The sequence below is a fragment of the Rhodococcus sp. 05-2254-6 genome (genome assembly GCF_002258565.1).
In the GTDB taxonomy this organism is placed as follows: Bacteria; Actinomycetota; Actinomycetes; order Mycobacteriales; family Mycobacteriaceae; genus Rhodococcoides.
Genome location: NZ_NOZF01000079.1, coordinates 1 through 14,728, shown reverse-complemented (window position 1 = coordinate 14,728; position 14,728 = coordinate 1). Strand labels below are relative to the sequence as shown.

Genomic DNA, 14,728 nt, shown 5'->3' with positions numbered 1-14,728 from the left:
TCACATTGAGTGAGCGGGGGTGCGGGCAATGGACACCTGACTCGCGTTGGCGGGGATACCGTCTACTTTGCACAAGTGCATTCTGACTTCGGGAGTGAGATATGACGGCGACAGCGATTTCCTCGGAGCGGTCCGGGTCCATGGTTCCGCGGTCGTTCGTGCCACCCGCGCGCGGTCGGTTGAGTGAGGTGCCGCATATCGCCGGGCTGGTGCTCGGCGTGTTCGCGGTGTTGTTGTTTCTGTGGAGTCTGTCGCCCACTCTTCGTTATCTGGTTCATGTTCCTCGCGAGTACGTGGACAACTACTACTTCGATGCGCCCGATACGAGTTTGTCGTGGGCACTGGTCGTCGGGTTGTTGGCTGCAGCGTTGGCGAGTCGTAAGCGCATTGCGTGGTGGTTGCTGACGGTCTATCTGGTGTTGTTGGCGATCACCAATGTCGTCGAGGGCATCCAGGACGGGAACGTCAACTCGTGGGTTGCGCTGGCTGTCCATGTCGTCGTGACGGGGGTGTTGATCGCTGCGCGCAAGGAGTTCTACACGCGGGTGCGTCGCGGTGCGTTGTGGAAGGCGCTCGGGGTGCTCGTCCTCGGAGCGGCCGTCGGGACGCTCATCGGCTGGGCGCTGGTTGCGTTGTTCCCCGGGTCGTTGCCGGAGAGTCAGACGTTCCTGTGGGCGTTCAATCGTGTGACGGCGTTGGCGACGGTGGACAACGAGCAGTTCGACGGCAGGCCGAACGGAATCGTGAACACGGCGTTGGGGTTGTTCGGAGCGTTGGCGTTGCTGGGGGCGATCGTCACGTTGTTCAGGTCGCAGCGGTCGAGCAATGCGCTCACCGGTCGCGACGAGTCCGCCCTGCGAGGTCTGCTCGACAAGTGGGGCTCCGACGATTCCCTCGGCTACTTCGCCACCCGCCGCGACAAGGGCGTCATCTTCGCCACCAGCGGCAAGGCTGCAGTGACGTATCGCGTCGAGGTCGGGGTGTGTCTGGCCAGTGGTGACCCGATCGGCAATCCCGAGGCCTGGCCGCATGCCATCTCGGAATGGCTGGACCTGGCCGAGAAGTACGGCTGGACCCCAGCTGTCATGGGGGCCAGCGAGATCGGGGCCACCGCATACAAGCGGGCCGGCCTGAGCGTCCTCGAACTCGGCGACGAAGCAATCCTCAAAACCAAAGATTTCAACCTCAATGGACGCGAGATGCGCCCCGTGCGTCAGGCGGTCAACCGGGCTCGCAAAGCGGGTGTCGTGGTCACCGTGCGTCGTCATCGGGATATTTCGTCGGAGGAGATGTCGGAGATCATTGCCTGCGCGGATGCGTGGCGCGATACCGAGACCGAGCGCGGTTTTTCTATGGCGTTGGGCCGGCTGGGTGACCCTCTCGACGGCGATTGTCTTCTGGTGCAGGCGGTTCAGGGTGAGAAGGTGATCGGCGTTCTCTCGCTGGTGCCGTGGGGACGTACCGGTGCGTCGCTGGATCTGATGCGGCGGGATCCGGCATCGCCCAACGGGGTGATCGAGTTGATGGTGACCGAGCTCGCCACCAGCGCAGATCATTTCGGTGTCGGCAAGATCTCGCTGAACTTCGCGGTGTTCCGCGCGGCGTTCGAGGAGGGCAGCCGGATCGGTGCCGGACCGGTGCTGCGCATCTGGCGCAGCGTGCTGGTGTTCTTCTCCCGGTGGTGGCAGCTCGAGGCGCTGTATCGCTCGAACGTGAAGTACCTTCCGGAATGGGAGCCGCGCTACCTGTGCTTCGCCGACAATCGAGTGTTGCCCAAGGTCGGCGTCGCGTCGGCCATCGCCGAAGGCTTCCTGACCCTGCCGACCTTCCGACGTGCGTCGAAGCACACCGGTTCCCACGTTGCGGTCCCCGCCGCTCTGGCCGACGCCGACGACATTCATCCCGACGGCAGTGGCCCGGACAGCGTCGCGGACGAGCCGACACCGGGGCGTAAGCGTCCCGACCAGGTGCGCGTGCGCATGTCGAAGCTCGATCGCCTCGAACGCGAGGGCACCGAGGGCTATCCCGTCGCCTATCCCCCGACCCACACGGTCGAGGCGGCAGTGGCGTCGCCGCAGGGTACAACGGTGCGAATCGCCGGACGCATTCTGCGTATCCGTGACTACGGCAGCGTGTCCTTCGCCGTCATCCGAGACTGGTCGGCCGACATCCAGGTGCTGTTCGACCGCGAACGCGTCGGCGACAGAATCGAAGAATTCGATGCCGACTTCGACCTGGGTGACCTCATCGAGGTCAGCGGCGCCATCGGGTACAGCAGGCGTGGCGAGCTCTCGCTGCTCGCGACCGACTGGCGAATGAACGCCAAGTGCCTGCATCCGCTGCCGGACAAATATCGCGGTCTCACCGACCCGGAAGCGCGGGTGCGGCAACGGTATGTGGACCTGGCGATCAATCGGGATGCTCGTGCTCTGCTGATCGCGCGCTCGAATGTGGTGAAATCCCTGCGTGATTCGCTCGGAGAGCGCGGGTACATGGAAGTCGAGACCCCGATTCTGCAGCAGGTGCACGGTGGCGCGAACGCTGCGCCGTTCGTCACCCACATCAATGCCTACAACCTCGATCTCTACCTGCGCATCGCCCCGGAGCTGTATCTCAAGCGCCTGTGCGTCGGAGGCATGGAGAAGGTGTTCGAGATAGGGCGGGTGTTCCGCAACGAAGGAGCGGACTTCAAACACAATCCCGAGTTCACGATCCTCGAAGCGTACGAGGCCCACAGCGACTACGAACGCGCAATGGTGCTGTGCCGCGAGCTGATTCAGCGGGCTGCCGTCGCGGCGCACGGACGCGAGATCATCCTGCGCCCGGACGGTCCGAACGGGGAGATGATCGAGATCGACATCTCCGGTGAGTGGCCCGTCAAGACGCTGCACGGTGCCGTCGCCGAGAAGTTGGGCGTTGCCGTCGAACCGTCGACTCCCCTCGACGAACTGCAGCGTCTGTGCGACGAGAACGACATTCCGTACGAGAAGACCTGGGATGCAGGAGCCGTCGCACAGGGAATGTACGAGCATCTCGTCGAGGACTACACCGAATTCCCCACCTTCTACAAGGACTTCCCGACGTCGATGTCGCCGTTGACGAGGCCGCATCGAAGTATCCCTGGAGTGGCGGAGAAGTGGGATCTCGTGGCGTGGGGTGTCGAGTTGGGGACCGCGTACAGCGAACTGACCGATCCGGTCGATCAACGGCAGCGCCTGACCGAACAGTCGCTGCTGGCGGCCGGCGGCGACGAGGAGGCCATGAGCTTGGACGAGGACTTCCTGCAGGCACTAGAGCACGGAATGCCGCCGACCGGTGGTCTGGGCATGGGCGTCGACCGGGTCGTCATGCTCATCACCGGAGGCAGCATCCGCGAAACGTTGGCATTCCCGCTGGCCAAGCCGCGTCAATGACCTCCGCTACGACCCCATACGCGTGGCCGAGTGTGAAAAACCGGGAAAATGATGGAAACTGGACGGTGAAACAGACGGCAGGTCGGCTGAGCATCGTGGGGAACCAAAAATGGACAACGGGGATCGAGCCGAACGCAGTGCGTTGTTTCCCGTGAAACATCCGCCCGGTCGATACGTCGAGGTGGACGGACAACGTCTGCATCTGCTCGTACGCGGAACCGGCCCCACGGTGGTCCTCTGCGGAGGCCTCGGCAGCAATTGGTTCGACTGGAACGACACCGTCGACATCTTGAGCGCCCACCATCACGTGGTCGTTCTCGACCGCCCCGGCTTCGGACTCAGCGACCCCCTGCCCGTCGGTGCCACGCCCACCGTCCACGGAGAGGCAGACAGGATCATCGGCGTCCTCGACGCGCTCGGAGTCACCGAGCCGGCCGTCGTCGCAGGTCATTCGATTGCCGGCTTCTACGCAGAAGCCGTCGCCCGGCTGTACCCGTCGCGCATCCGCGGGATTCTGTTGCTCGATTCCAGCGCAGAATCCGACCCCCGCCGCTTCATCCCGCCGACCGTGCGCATCCAGACCGCACACCTGATCGCAACCGTGCTCAGCAAAACCGGCGTGCAGAAGCTGTTCGGACCGCGCGTGCGCCGCGTCCTCAATCAGGCGACGCCGCCCGACGGCACGCCGCAGGAGACACTCGACTGGGTCGACGACATCTATCGCCGACCCACCTACCTCGCCGCCGCGCTGACCGAAGACATCGTCTACCCGGATCTCGCCGTCGAGCTGAACCGCATTCGCAAGCAGTTCCGACTCGTCGTGCCCGTCATCGTTGCGGCCGCACACACCGGACGACCCTCCCCGTGGGGCAAGAGATGGATCAGAACTCAACGCAAGCTCGCCGCGTATCTGCGTGCCGACTTCACCGTCGTCATGCCCGCCCACCACCACGCCATGATCGACAAGCCCGCCGAGGTCGCGGCCCTCATCACCGAACTGGTGTGAACCCCTCGCGGCGACGCACGTAACGTGTGTCACCGAGCCCGCAGCCCAAGACCCGAGCCGAAGCTCGGCGATGGCGCGGTAGCACGAGAGGAAATTGAAGATGGGTGCGATCAGCACGACGCAGGGACGACAGTCGAAACTACTCGGACTCGGCGTTCACCGCCCCGAGCGAGTCGTGACCAACGACGAGATCTGCGAATTCATCGACTCGAGCGACGAGTGGATCCAGACGCGTTCGGGAATCAAGAACCGGCGCTTCGCCGAACCCAAGGAAAACGTCGTCGAGATGTCCATCGCGGCAGGCCGCAAGGCTCTCGAGGCCAGCGGAATCACGGCCGACCAGGTCGACACCGTCATCGTCGCCACCTCGACGCATCTCGAACTGACACCCCAAGCAGCGGCGAAAGTAGCGCACGGACTCGGCACCAAGGGGCCGGCCGCATTCGACATCTGCGCCGGCTGCGCAGGCTTCTGCTACTCCCTCGCCGTCGCATCGGACCTGGTCAAGGCCGGAACCTCCAAGTACGTGCTCGTCATCGGTGCTGAACAGCTCAGCGTCACCACCGACCCGTACGACCGCACCACCCGCTTCATCTTCGCCGACGGCGCCGGTGCCGTGGTCGTCGGACAGAGCGACGAAACCGAGATCGGGCCCGCCGTCTGGGGCTCCGACGGCTCGCAATCCGACGCCATCGTCCAGACAACCGACTGGTACGACTACATCACCGAAGAGGGCCTCGAGCGCCCCTGGATCCGGATGAACGGAATCTCCGTCTTCCGCTGGGCCGCATTCGAAATGGGCAAGGCCGCGCAGCGAGTACTCGACGTCGCCGGCATCAAAACCGACGAACTGCACGCCTTCATCCCCCACCAGGCCAACAGCCGCATCACCGAACTGCTGGCCAAAAGCCTGAACCTCGCCGACGGCACCCCGGTCGCCAACGACATCGCCGAAACCGGCAACACCTCGGCAGCCTCGATTCCCCTGGCCATGGAAGAACTCCTGCGCACCGGCAAAGCAAAAGCAGGAGATACCGCACTGCTACTCGCCTTCGGTGCCGGACTCTCCTACGCCGGACAGGTAGTCAAACTCCCCAACCTGTAGTCGCACATCCACCCGCGCTGCACCAATTCCCGAGTGCAGCCGCAGCCCCCAGTGCACTCGATGTGACATTCAGTGGCCTTTTCGGCAGTCAATGTCACATCGAGTGGACTTCGGGGGCGGTGTGGGCGGAAGCAGGACCGCAGCGGGGGTTGAGTCGTAGAGTTGTCCGTATGCCCAAGCCTCCGTTGCCCGATGCCGCTGTTGAATTGTTGAAGAAGGCCAATCCTGCGGTCATGGCGGTGGTTCGTGCCGATGGGACGCCGATCACCGCACCCACGTGGTATTTGTGGGAAGACGGGAAGGTCGTGCTCAATTTCGATGCGTCTCGGAAGCGTCTCGAGCACATCAGGGCGAATCCGAAGGTCTCGATCTCGGTGTTGGACGAGGCCAGTTGGTACACGCACGTGACGGTGCACGGCTCGATCGAGTTGCAGGACGATCCCGATCTGGTGGATATCGATCGCATCTCGACGCATTACACCGGCAATCCGTATCCGGTTCGGGATCAGCCGCGCGTGACCGGTTACGTCACTGTCGACGCGTACGTGGGCTGGGGCAAACTCGGTACGTAGCGTCGCGAGAGAACTGTTGCGACGGCTGTCTCGAGGTGCCACACTCCCGCCATGGGCTATCCGCAGGGTGAAGGCAGCGACTCGTTCGACGCGTCCAGGAAGGACGAGTCGTATGGGGGTTCGGAGCAATATCCTCCGTATCGAGATCCGAACGCCCAGCCCCAGAACCCCACATACCAAGACCCGCAGTACCAGAACCCCCCTTACCAAAACCCCCAGTACCAAAACCCGCAGTACCAAAACCCGCAGTACGGGAATGCGCCGTATGCCGGCGGGTATCAGGTCCCCGCGCCCACGAACACGTTGGCGATCGTGTCGCTCGTGTTGGCGATTCTGGGTCTGACGTTTCTGCCGCTGATCGCATCGATCTGCGCTGTGGTGTGCGGCCACATCTCGCGTGGTCAGATCAAGCGCACCGGCGAGAGTGGGTCGGGGTTCGCGACAGCGGGTCTCATCGTCGGCTACGTGTCGATCGCACTCTTCGTCGTCATCGTGGGAGCGATCATCATCTTTGCCATCGCTGCCGGAAGCGCATCAACCTTCTGAAACAGGTCGCCCCAGTCGACCGTTCAAGCATGCAGCCCACACGCCTGCGATGAGTGCCAGCGCGATAACGAACAGCGCCAACGCGTTCCAGCCCAGGGACTGGAACACGACACCGCCGATCCATCCGACCACGGACGATCCGCCGTAGTAGAAGAGGTTGTACAGCGAGGTCGCCTGCGCGCGACCGTGCACGGCGCGTTGTCCGGTCCATCCCGACGCAATGGCGTGGGCCGCAAAGAATCCCATGGTCAGGATCACCAGGCCGGTCAGAATGACGACGAGGTTCGACGCCATCGTCAGGGCCGCTCCGGCGATCATCGTTGCGGTCGATCCGGCGAGCACCACCGATCTCCCGTGCTTCGTCGCGAGATTGCCCGCTACCCGCGAGGACACGGTACCGCTGAGGTAGGCCACGAAGATCAAGCTGATCAGGGACTGTGGGAGTCCGAAAGGCACGGCCTCCAAACGGAATCCGAGGTAGTTGTAGATCGCGACGAAGCCGCCCATCAGCAGGAATCCCTGGCCGTAGAGTGCCGCCATCCCCGGTTCGCGCAGGTTGACCCACAACCGACCGGGTAGGTCACGAATCTGGCTGTGCACCAATGCCGTTCGTGGCCGAGGGGCCAGCCACACGAACAGGGCCGCGGCCAGTGCCGCGATCACCGAGACCGTCAACGTGCCGATACGCCAGTTGGTGTATTCCGCAACGGGCCCCGCGACTATGCGGCCGAGCAGCCCACCCAGCGTCGTCCCCGAAACGTACGTCGCCGCCGCCAGCGCGGTGTGGTTTCGGTGCACCTCTTCGCTGAGATACGCGATCGCGATGGCCGGGAGACCGCCCAGTGCAGCACCTTCGAAGAATCGAACGACCAGCAGCACTTCGAGCGAGGGCGAGAGCGGAACCAGCAGTCCCAACGTCGTGGCGGTGAGGATCGACGCAGTCATGGCCCGGACTCGACCGATGCGGTCGGCCGCCACCGACCAGGGAATGACCGACACCGCAACGCCCACGGTCGCAAGTCCGACGGCGAGCGAGGACAGCGACGGCGTGATGTCGAGATTGGCGGCGATGAGCGGCAGGATCCCCTGCACCGAATACAGCTGAGCGAACGTCGCTACTCCGGCGAACAGCAGCGCCAGCACGAGACGGCGGTATTCGCGCGATCCCCTGGGGTGTCCCTCCCATTCGAGGACCTCGGGTTGCGTCGTAGTCATGAAGATCACGTTAGAAGTGCTCACGTTATTCGTCCAATGCATGAGAGGCAGCAAACCGATTCATCAGCGATATGATTCGACGATGCGTCGCGAAACGATCGAACTGCTGCCGCTACTGCCGACACTCGTCGCGGTGGCCGATACCGAGCACATCACCGACGCCGCCCACGTCCTGGGCGTCCCACAACCCACCGTCAGCCGTCAGGTAGCCCGTGCTTCGGCGATCCTCGGCGTCGACATCGTGGAACGACGCGGCCGCGGCATCGTGCTCACCAGCACCGGCCGAGTGTTGATTCCCTATCTTCAGCGCGCGCTGAGCGACATCGACGCCGGTATCGACGCCATGACCGAGCACGACGCCAGGGCCCGCGGCCGCATCGCAGTGGCGTTTCAGAACACCCTGGGCGAGGACGTCGTACCGGCGCTCATCCGGCAGTTCCGCGTCGACCACCCGGCCGTCACGTTCGATCTGGACCAGGGTGCGCGCGCACGCTGCCTCGACCGTCTCGAAGACGGGGTCTCGGACCTGGCATTCGTCTCCCTCAGCGCCGAGCACACCGAGAACAATTCGTTCCAGCTCTACGACGAGAGGCTGATGCTGGTGGTTCCGGCCGATCACCGCCTCGCCTCACGCAGATCGGTCGATCTCGCCGACACCGCCGACGAGAACTACATCGCGATGGGCCACGGTTTCGGCATGCGGTCGATCTGCGACGAGCTGTGGGCGGACGCCGGTTTCAGCCCGCGCATCGCATTCGAGGGGCAGGACACCCACACGGTGCGCGGCCTCGTCGGGGCCGGTCTCGGCATCGCCATACTGCCGCGAATCCGCTCGCACAGCGGTGAAGGAGGAACCGTCGACATCGGGCTCACCCAACCCGCGGCCCGTAGACGGATCGGCATGGTGTGGGATCCGCAGGCCGATTCGCCGCGTCAGGTGGCGGCATTTCGATCGATGGTGCTGCGCAGTGGTCGAACACTCGTGATTAGGTGAGTCGATGCAACTGGTTCTGGTGCGGCACGCTCTCCCGCAACGGTCGGAGACCTCGGCCGATCCCGCTCTCGCCGAGCTCGGCGTCGAACAATCTCTGCGGGTTCCGGGTGCCGTGGCCAGGTTCCCGGTCTCCCGAGTCGTGTCGAGTTCGCAACTCCGCGCTGTTCAGACGGCGCAGCCTCTTGCCGATCGGCTCGGTCTGACCGTCGAGTCCGACGAGCGTGTGGCCGAATACGATCGCGACTTCGGCGGCTACGTTCCGATCGAGTCCGCCAAAACCGAGTTCCGTGAGGCATTCGATCGCATCAAGGCCGGGCACCTTCCCGAGCAGGTCGACGAGCAGGCGTTTCGGCAGCGAGTTCTGGCCGGCGTCGCCGACATCGTGTCGGCCAGCGCACACACCGACACTGTCGCGCTCTTCGCCCACGGCGGCGTGATCAACATCCTGCTGCAGGACATTCTGCAGACCCCGAAGGTGCTCGGCTTCCCGATCGACTACTGCTCGGTGACACGTGTGCTGTTCTCCCGCAGTGGCGCCAGGTCGGTCTCCTCGGTGAACGAGACCGAGCATGTGTGGGACCTGTTGCCCCGGAACCGACAATCCACAGAGAGCTCTTAAACTCGCAGGTAGAGGGCATGAAATGCAGCGTCGACGGCCATCGAGTGGTCGGCGAGGCCGAACCTTGCAGTTAGCCTCGAACTCATCATGGGTGAATTGCGTATCTTTCGACGTCCTGCCGTTGCTCTCACTGCGCTGGCGTTTCCTCTGGTGGCGGTAGGTGCTTTTGCACTCGGCACCGGCTACGACCTCGGTGGCGAATCCACGGCGACCACCACCACCGCCGTCGCCGACACGGAGCAGGCACCGGCACCGGACCAGCAGACGGCCGATCCTCTGGCCGCGGCCCGGACCAGCCTCAACAGCGCATCTCTGCCCATCACGTTTCTCTCCAGCGGTATCGGTCAGCTGACCGAGGGCGGAACGCAGCTCAACGACGGCGTCGGGCAGCTCGCCGACGGCATCACCCAGGCTCACGACGGAACGATTCAGCTCGCCGACGGGTTCGGGCAGTATCGCGACGGCATCGGTCAGCTCGGTGACGGCGCGTCTCAGATCAGCGGTGGCGTCGACCAGGTCGTCGACCAACTCGCCGGATTCGGGGCGCTGCAGGCCGATTTCACCGCCAAACTCGCCGCCACCGCGGACCAGGTCGATCGCTTCCCGCACCCGGGATCCGACGCCATCTCCGGCGAGATCCGGGGCGTCATCGACACCCTGAACACGCAGGCCTTCGGCCCCGACACTCTCGCCCAGCTGCAGACCCTCAAAGGTGGTGCTCAGCAGCTGTCCTCCGAGCTCAACGACCCGAACAGTCAGTTCCTCGGGGCCACCGCTCAGCTCGGCGACGCCACGGTGCAGTTGCGGGACGGACTCGGCCAGCTCGACGACGGAGGCCAGCAGCTCAAGGCAGGTACCGATCAGCTCGTGACGTCGGTCGAGCCGGTCGAGGGCATCGTCAACGGCATTGCCACCAACGTGCGCGACGCCTCCGCGGCACTTCCGCAGGGAACCGCTGCCACCACCGACGACGGGGCCGCGGAGCAAAATCTCGTGGCCACGACAACGTCCGGCGGTGCCGGTGCCACCCCGTATCTGATCGCCGCGCTGGTGGCTCTCGGAGCACTGGGGTGCGTCAGTCTCGTTCGAGTACTCGGCAGGGACAGCAACCCACGATTGCTCTCGGTGGTCGCGGCCGTCGCTGCCGTCGGCATCAGCGCAGCCGTCGCCTTCGCTTTCGCCACCGATGCAGCCCTCGGACCGGTGCTGGGTGCAGGCGCGTTCCTGATCGTCTCGGCCGCGGCCTACCTCGCCGCAGCGGGAGCGATTCAACGGGTGCTCGGTGCCGTGGTCGGCCAGATCGTCAACGTCCTCGCCCTCGTGGTGCAGGTCGTCGTCTGCGGCTTCGCATACGCATCGACTGCGCCCATCTGGGGCGATCTGGCGGTGTTCATGCCGATGAGTTACACCGCGGCCGGTGCCCGCATCATCGCGTCGGGCGAGATGAGCGGGACCGGCTGGCTCGCGATCGGTGCCACGGCGGCCTTGCTGGCCGTCTCGGCGCTGGTGTACGCGAGCGCGCGGGGAGACTCAGCCGACGGGTCGGAGCGGATGGATGGCGGGCGGAGCCGCGAGATGGGCACCGAACTCGCTTAACGCCTGCTGCAGATGCGGGGTCTGCATGTGACCGTCGAGGTCCTCCTGCGACTTCCACACCTCGATGGTGATGAACGTACCCGGCTCGATCGCCGACTCGAACAGTTCGTAGGAGACGTTCCCGTCTTCCTTCCGTGATTCGGCGACGAGGGCCGCGAGGCCGTCGCGCACGGCGTCGATGGCATCCGGCTTGGCGATGATCGTGGCGACGACCTTCAGATCGTTGGTCATGAGGTGATGTTTCCTTCGTTCGGCGAGAGAGCTCTTCGTCACCGAACGTACTCCCGACCCACCTAAGCTGAGGTGTCCATTCGGGAAGGGAAGTCACAGTGAGCCAGACGGCAACCGACCAGCGCGCCACCGGGAAGGATTGGCTCGGCCTCGCGGTGCTGGTGGTGCCGATTCTCGTCGTGTCGATGGACATGTCGGTGCTGTATCTGGCCCTGCCGTTCATGACGGCCGATCTAGAACCCACCGGCAACCAGACGCTGTGGATTCTCGACATCTACGGCTTTCTGCTCGCCGGGCTGCTCATCACCATGGGCTCTCTGGGCGATCGGATCGGCCGACGCACCCTGTTGATGATCGGTGCCGTCGTCTTCGGCATCGCCTCGTTGGCCGCGACGTTCTCCACCTCCCCCGAAATGCTTCTTGCTGCGCGCGCTCTGCTGGGAATCGGCGGTGCTACCATTGCTCCGAGCACATTGTCGTTGATACGCAACATGTTTCACGATCCCACTCAACGCAAGGAAGCCATCGGCCTGTGGACCGCCGGTTTCGCGGGCGGTGCCGCGGTGGGGCCTGTCATCGGGGGTGTTCTGCTCGAGCACTTCTGGTGGGGTTCGGTGTTCCTGATCAACATCCCCATCATGGTGGTGCTCTTCGTTGCTGCCCCACTCCTGGTCCCCGAGTTCAAGGACACCGACCCCGGCAAATTCGACCCGATCAGCGTGGTCCTCGCGATCTCCTCGATGCTCTCGATCGTCTTCACCATCAAGCACGGCGCGCAGGAAGGGATCGACGTAGCAACGGTCACCACAGCCCTCGCCGGACTCACGCTCGGTGCGATGTTCGTCATCCGGCAACGCAAGGCCGCCAATCCACTGATCGACGTCACGCTGTTTGCCGAACGTGCCTTCAGCGCAGCGGTCGTGGTGCAATTCCTGGTCATCTTCGCCATGACCGGATTCAGTCTCTTCGCCTCGCAGTACCTTCAGCTGGTCGTCGGGCTGGGGCCGCTCGAAGCAGGTCTGTGGCTCCTCGTTCCGGCTGTCGCCGCCGCGGCCGGTGCCGTGCTCGCACCGACGCTGAGCAAGGTGATCCGGACCGGCACCATCATTGCGGGCGGCCTGCTGTTCATCGCCATCGGTTGCACGGCAATGGCATTCGTCAGCGCCGACTCAGGACTGCCGCTACTGCTCACCGGCATGGCCGTGCTGACCTTCGGAATCGGCGCGGCCTCGACGCTCAACTCCGACATCGTGCTCACCGCAGCGGCTCCCGAAAAGGCCGGTGCCGCATCGGCATTGTCCGAAACCGGAGCCGAACTGGGCGGCGCCGTCGGCATCGCGATCCTCGGCACGATCGGCAGCACCGTCTACCGACACCGCATGGACGACGCCATCCCCGCTGGGACCCCTGCCGAGATCGCCGATCCCGCACGGGAAACCATCGGCGGTGCCATCGCCGTGGCAGACTACCTGCCGGAGCCGTTCTCCTCGCAACTGACTGCTGTCGCGAACTCGTCCTTCATCGACGGTTTCAACCTTGCGTCGGGCGCGAGCGCCGGCCTGATGGCCGTCAGTGCCGTCACCGTCTTCGTGCTGCTACGCCGTCAGACCGCGTCGGCGAGATAGCGTGCCAGCCACCGCGTCGCGGACTGGCCGTTTCCGACGTCGTAGCTCTGGTACTCCTGGTGGATGCCGGAGCGGTAGAACGCCTCGATCTCACGCTGGCGCTGAGCGTTCGCCTGATCGGACAGCTGGCCCTGTAACACCGGCAGACCACCGGCTGCTGCGAGATCCGCGATCAGCGACTGCGCTTCCTGCGAGTACTGATCGGCGACGTTCGGCGCAGGATTGGACGAGACGGCCAGGAAGCCGGCCAGGCGCGCGACGTAATCGTCCTTGGGCGTCGAGCAGTACAGATCGCCGACGGCACAGAAGGTGCGCACCACGGGGCTGACGTAGCCGAATCCGCCCACCCGAGGTCCGCCGACACCGGTTCCGACCACGGCCGGCCCCACCAGAGCATCGCTGTCGGAGCGCTTCGGGTCGGAGATCAAGCCCACCGCCACCACCTTGTCCGCGGGCACCACGCCCACGCCGGTACCGATGGCCGCGGCGAGATCACCTGCCGCGTCGGCTCCCTGGCTGTAGCCGATGATGCCGAGTTTCGTTGCGCCACAACGATCGGCCATGGCCTTCAGCATCCCGCCCGCATTGGCGACGGCCTCGGCACGGGACTGCCCGTACACCTCGCCCTCCCACGGGAACGCGGTGGCGGGATACGAGACGTAGTCGGTACGGATGCCGCTACCGAGACGATCGGTGACGTCGGTGAGCATCCCCGGCTTCGGCGCGGCACCCGAACTGGTCTCCCACGTGCCCGGAATGGCCACGACGTACATCGTCGGGCAATCGGCTGGGTCTGCGGCGGCAGGCGATGCCGCTCCGACAACCAGACCGGACGCAACAGCTGCAGCGACGCCGATACCGGCGCAGATCTTCTTGACACTCATGGGGAGGGGGCCTCACTGGTCATCGAACGCTTCGTTGTTCGATCCCGACAATGCCAGGGGCCTGTGACCATCAGATGCCTACATGGTTAACGGACGTAACCGTCCGTCACACGGTTCGGCCGCCCACCCCCCGGGATCAATGTGAGTTTCAGTCGGTCCGACTGCAACAAAGCCACATTGATCCCGACGGGGGTCTGCGGGAAAGCTACCGCGACCTACCGCTGCGGTGCCTGGGTGGGCACGATCGGCGACGGCAGTGCGGTCGCACCCTGCAGGAACGTGTCGACGGCGGCCGCGCAGGAGCGGCCCTCGGCGATTGCCCACACGATGAGCGACTGGCCGCGGCCCATGTCACCGGCAACGAACACGCCGGGGACGTTGGTGACCCACTCGTTGGTGCGCTCGACGTTGCCGCGCTGGTTGAAGTCGACGCCCAGGTCGGTCAGTAGACCGCCCTTGTCGGGTCCGACGAATCCCATCGCGAGCAGCACCAGGTCGGCTTCGAGGGTGAATTCGCTGCCCTCGACCTTCTCGAACTTGCCGGCCTTGAACTCGACCTCGCAGGCTTCGAGTGCGGTGACCTTGCCGTCTTCGCCGACGAAACGCTCGGTGTTGACGGAAAAGACGCGTTCGCCACCCTCCTCGTGTGCCGAGGGCAAGAAGGTCGTCATCATCGGCGGCGGAGACACCGGTGCCGACTGCCTCGGGACCTCGCACCGTCAGGGTGCCGAGAGCGTGCACCAGTTCGAGATCATGGCCCGGCCGCCCGAGGAGCGTGCGACGTCCACGCCGTGGCCTACGTACCCGCTGATGTACCGGGTTGCCTCGGCACACGAGGAGGGTGGCGAACGCGTCTTTTCCGTCAACACCGAGCGTTTCGTCGGCGAAGACGGCAAGGTCACCGCACTCGAAGCCTGCGAGG

At 64.7% G+C, this 14,728-nt stretch carries 12 protein-coding genes and 2 pseudogenes; 10 read left to right on the top strand and 4 right to left on the bottom strand.

Features of this window, described 5'->3' with window-relative positions; genetic code table 11:
• Positions 1 to 140 precede the first annotated feature (140 nt).
• From lysX to CH256_RS28045, 5 genes are all read left to right on the top strand, one after another.
• Positions 141 to 3,413 (top strand): bifunctional lysylphosphatidylglycerol synthetase/lysine--tRNA ligase LysX, encoded by a 3,273-nt coding sequence (lysX, locus tag CH256_RS09405; protein ID WP_256989414.1) that lies wholly within the window; start codon positions 141 to 143, stop codon positions 3,411 to 3,413.
• Between the two features lie 109 nt (positions 3,414 to 3,522).
• Complete coding sequence (locus CH256_RS09400; protein ID WP_179272054.1) at positions 3,523 to 4,419, top strand: alpha/beta fold hydrolase; 897 nt, start codon at positions 3,523 to 3,525, stop codon at positions 4,417 to 4,419.
• Positions 4,420 to 4,519: 100 nt separating this feature from the next.
• Complete coding sequence (locus tag CH256_RS09395) at positions 4,520 to 5,524, top strand: beta-ketoacyl-ACP synthase III (protein ID WP_068045498.1); 1,005 nt, start codon at positions 4,520 to 4,522, stop codon at positions 5,522 to 5,524.
• A gap of 170 nt (positions 5,525 to 5,694) precedes the next feature.
• Positions 5,695 to 6,096, top strand: coding sequence for a PPOX class F420-dependent oxidoreductase (locus CH256_RS09390; protein WP_094638429.1), 402 nt, complete (start codon positions 5,695 to 5,697; stop codon positions 6,094 to 6,096).
• 312 nt (positions 6,097 to 6,408) lie between these two features.
• Positions 6,409 to 6,642, top strand: coding sequence for a DUF4190 domain-containing protein (locus tag CH256_RS28045; protein WP_179272053.1), 234 nt, complete (start codon positions 6,409 to 6,411; stop codon positions 6,640 to 6,642).
• On the opposite strand, the gene CH256_RS09380 is transcribed toward CH256_RS28045, so the two are convergent.
• Complete coding sequence (locus tag CH256_RS09380; protein ID WP_094669427.1) at positions 6,631 to 7,857, bottom strand: MFS transporter; 1,227 nt, start codon at positions 7,855 to 7,857, stop codon at positions 6,631 to 6,633. The two genes, CH256_RS28045 and CH256_RS09380, sit on opposite strands and share 12 nt — an antisense overlap.
• An 82-nt stretch (positions 7,858 to 7,939) precedes the next feature.
• Between CH256_RS09380 and CH256_RS09375 the strand changes: the two genes are divergently transcribed.
• From CH256_RS09375 to CH256_RS09365, 3 genes are all read left to right on the top strand, one after another.
• Positions 7,940 to 8,851 carry a LysR family transcriptional regulator gene (locus CH256_RS09375; protein ID WP_256980793.1) on the top strand — a complete coding sequence of 304 codons (912 nt, stop codon included), beginning with the start codon at positions 7,940 to 7,942 and terminating at the stop codon, positions 8,849 to 8,851.
• Positions 8,852 to 8,855: 4 nt separating this feature from the next.
• Entirely contained in the window at positions 8,856 to 9,470 is a 615-nt protein-coding gene (locus tag CH256_RS09370; protein ID WP_068045517.1) for a histidine phosphatase family protein, read from the top strand.
• Between the two features lie 87 nt (positions 9,471 to 9,557).
• The gene (locus tag CH256_RS09365; RefSeq protein ID WP_094669426.1) at positions 9,558 to 11,066 is read left to right on the top strand and encodes a phage infection protein; all 1,509 of its coding nucleotides are present in this window, start codon (positions 9,558 to 9,560) and stop codon (positions 11,064 to 11,066) included.
• On the opposite strand, the gene CH256_RS09360 is transcribed toward CH256_RS09365, so the two are convergent.
• Positions 11,001 to 11,297, bottom strand: coding sequence for a putative quinol monooxygenase (locus tag CH256_RS09360; RefSeq protein WP_068045525.1), 297 nt, complete (start codon positions 11,295 to 11,297; stop codon positions 11,001 to 11,003). The genes CH256_RS09365 and CH256_RS09360 overlap by 66 nt on opposite strands.
• A gap of 98 nt (positions 11,298 to 11,395) precedes the next feature.
• Here CH256_RS09360 and CH256_RS09355 point away from each other — a divergent pair, with 98 nt between their 5' ends.
• A complete protein-coding gene (locus CH256_RS09355; protein WP_094638424.1) occupies positions 11,396 to 12,922 on the top strand; it encodes an MFS transporter in 1,527 nt (508 codons plus the stop codon).
• On the opposite strand, the gene CH256_RS09350 is transcribed toward CH256_RS09355, so the two are convergent.
• Positions 12,901 to 13,806, bottom strand: coding sequence for a cutinase family protein (locus tag CH256_RS09350; RefSeq protein WP_094669425.1), 906 nt, complete (start codon positions 13,804 to 13,806; stop codon positions 12,901 to 12,903). The genes CH256_RS09355 and CH256_RS09350 overlap by 22 nt on opposite strands.
• 215 nt (positions 13,807 to 14,021) lie before the next feature.
• Positions 14,022 to 14,462: pseudogene (locus CH256_RS09345) on the bottom strand (FAD-dependent oxidoreductase); the annotation flags it as partial.
• Positions 14,463 to 14,541: 79 nt separating this feature from the next.
• On the opposite strand from CH256_RS09345, the pseudogene gltD reads away from it, so the two are divergent.
• Positions 14,542 to 14,728 (top strand): annotated as a pseudogene (gltD, locus tag CH256_RS09340) (glutamate synthase); the annotation flags it as partial.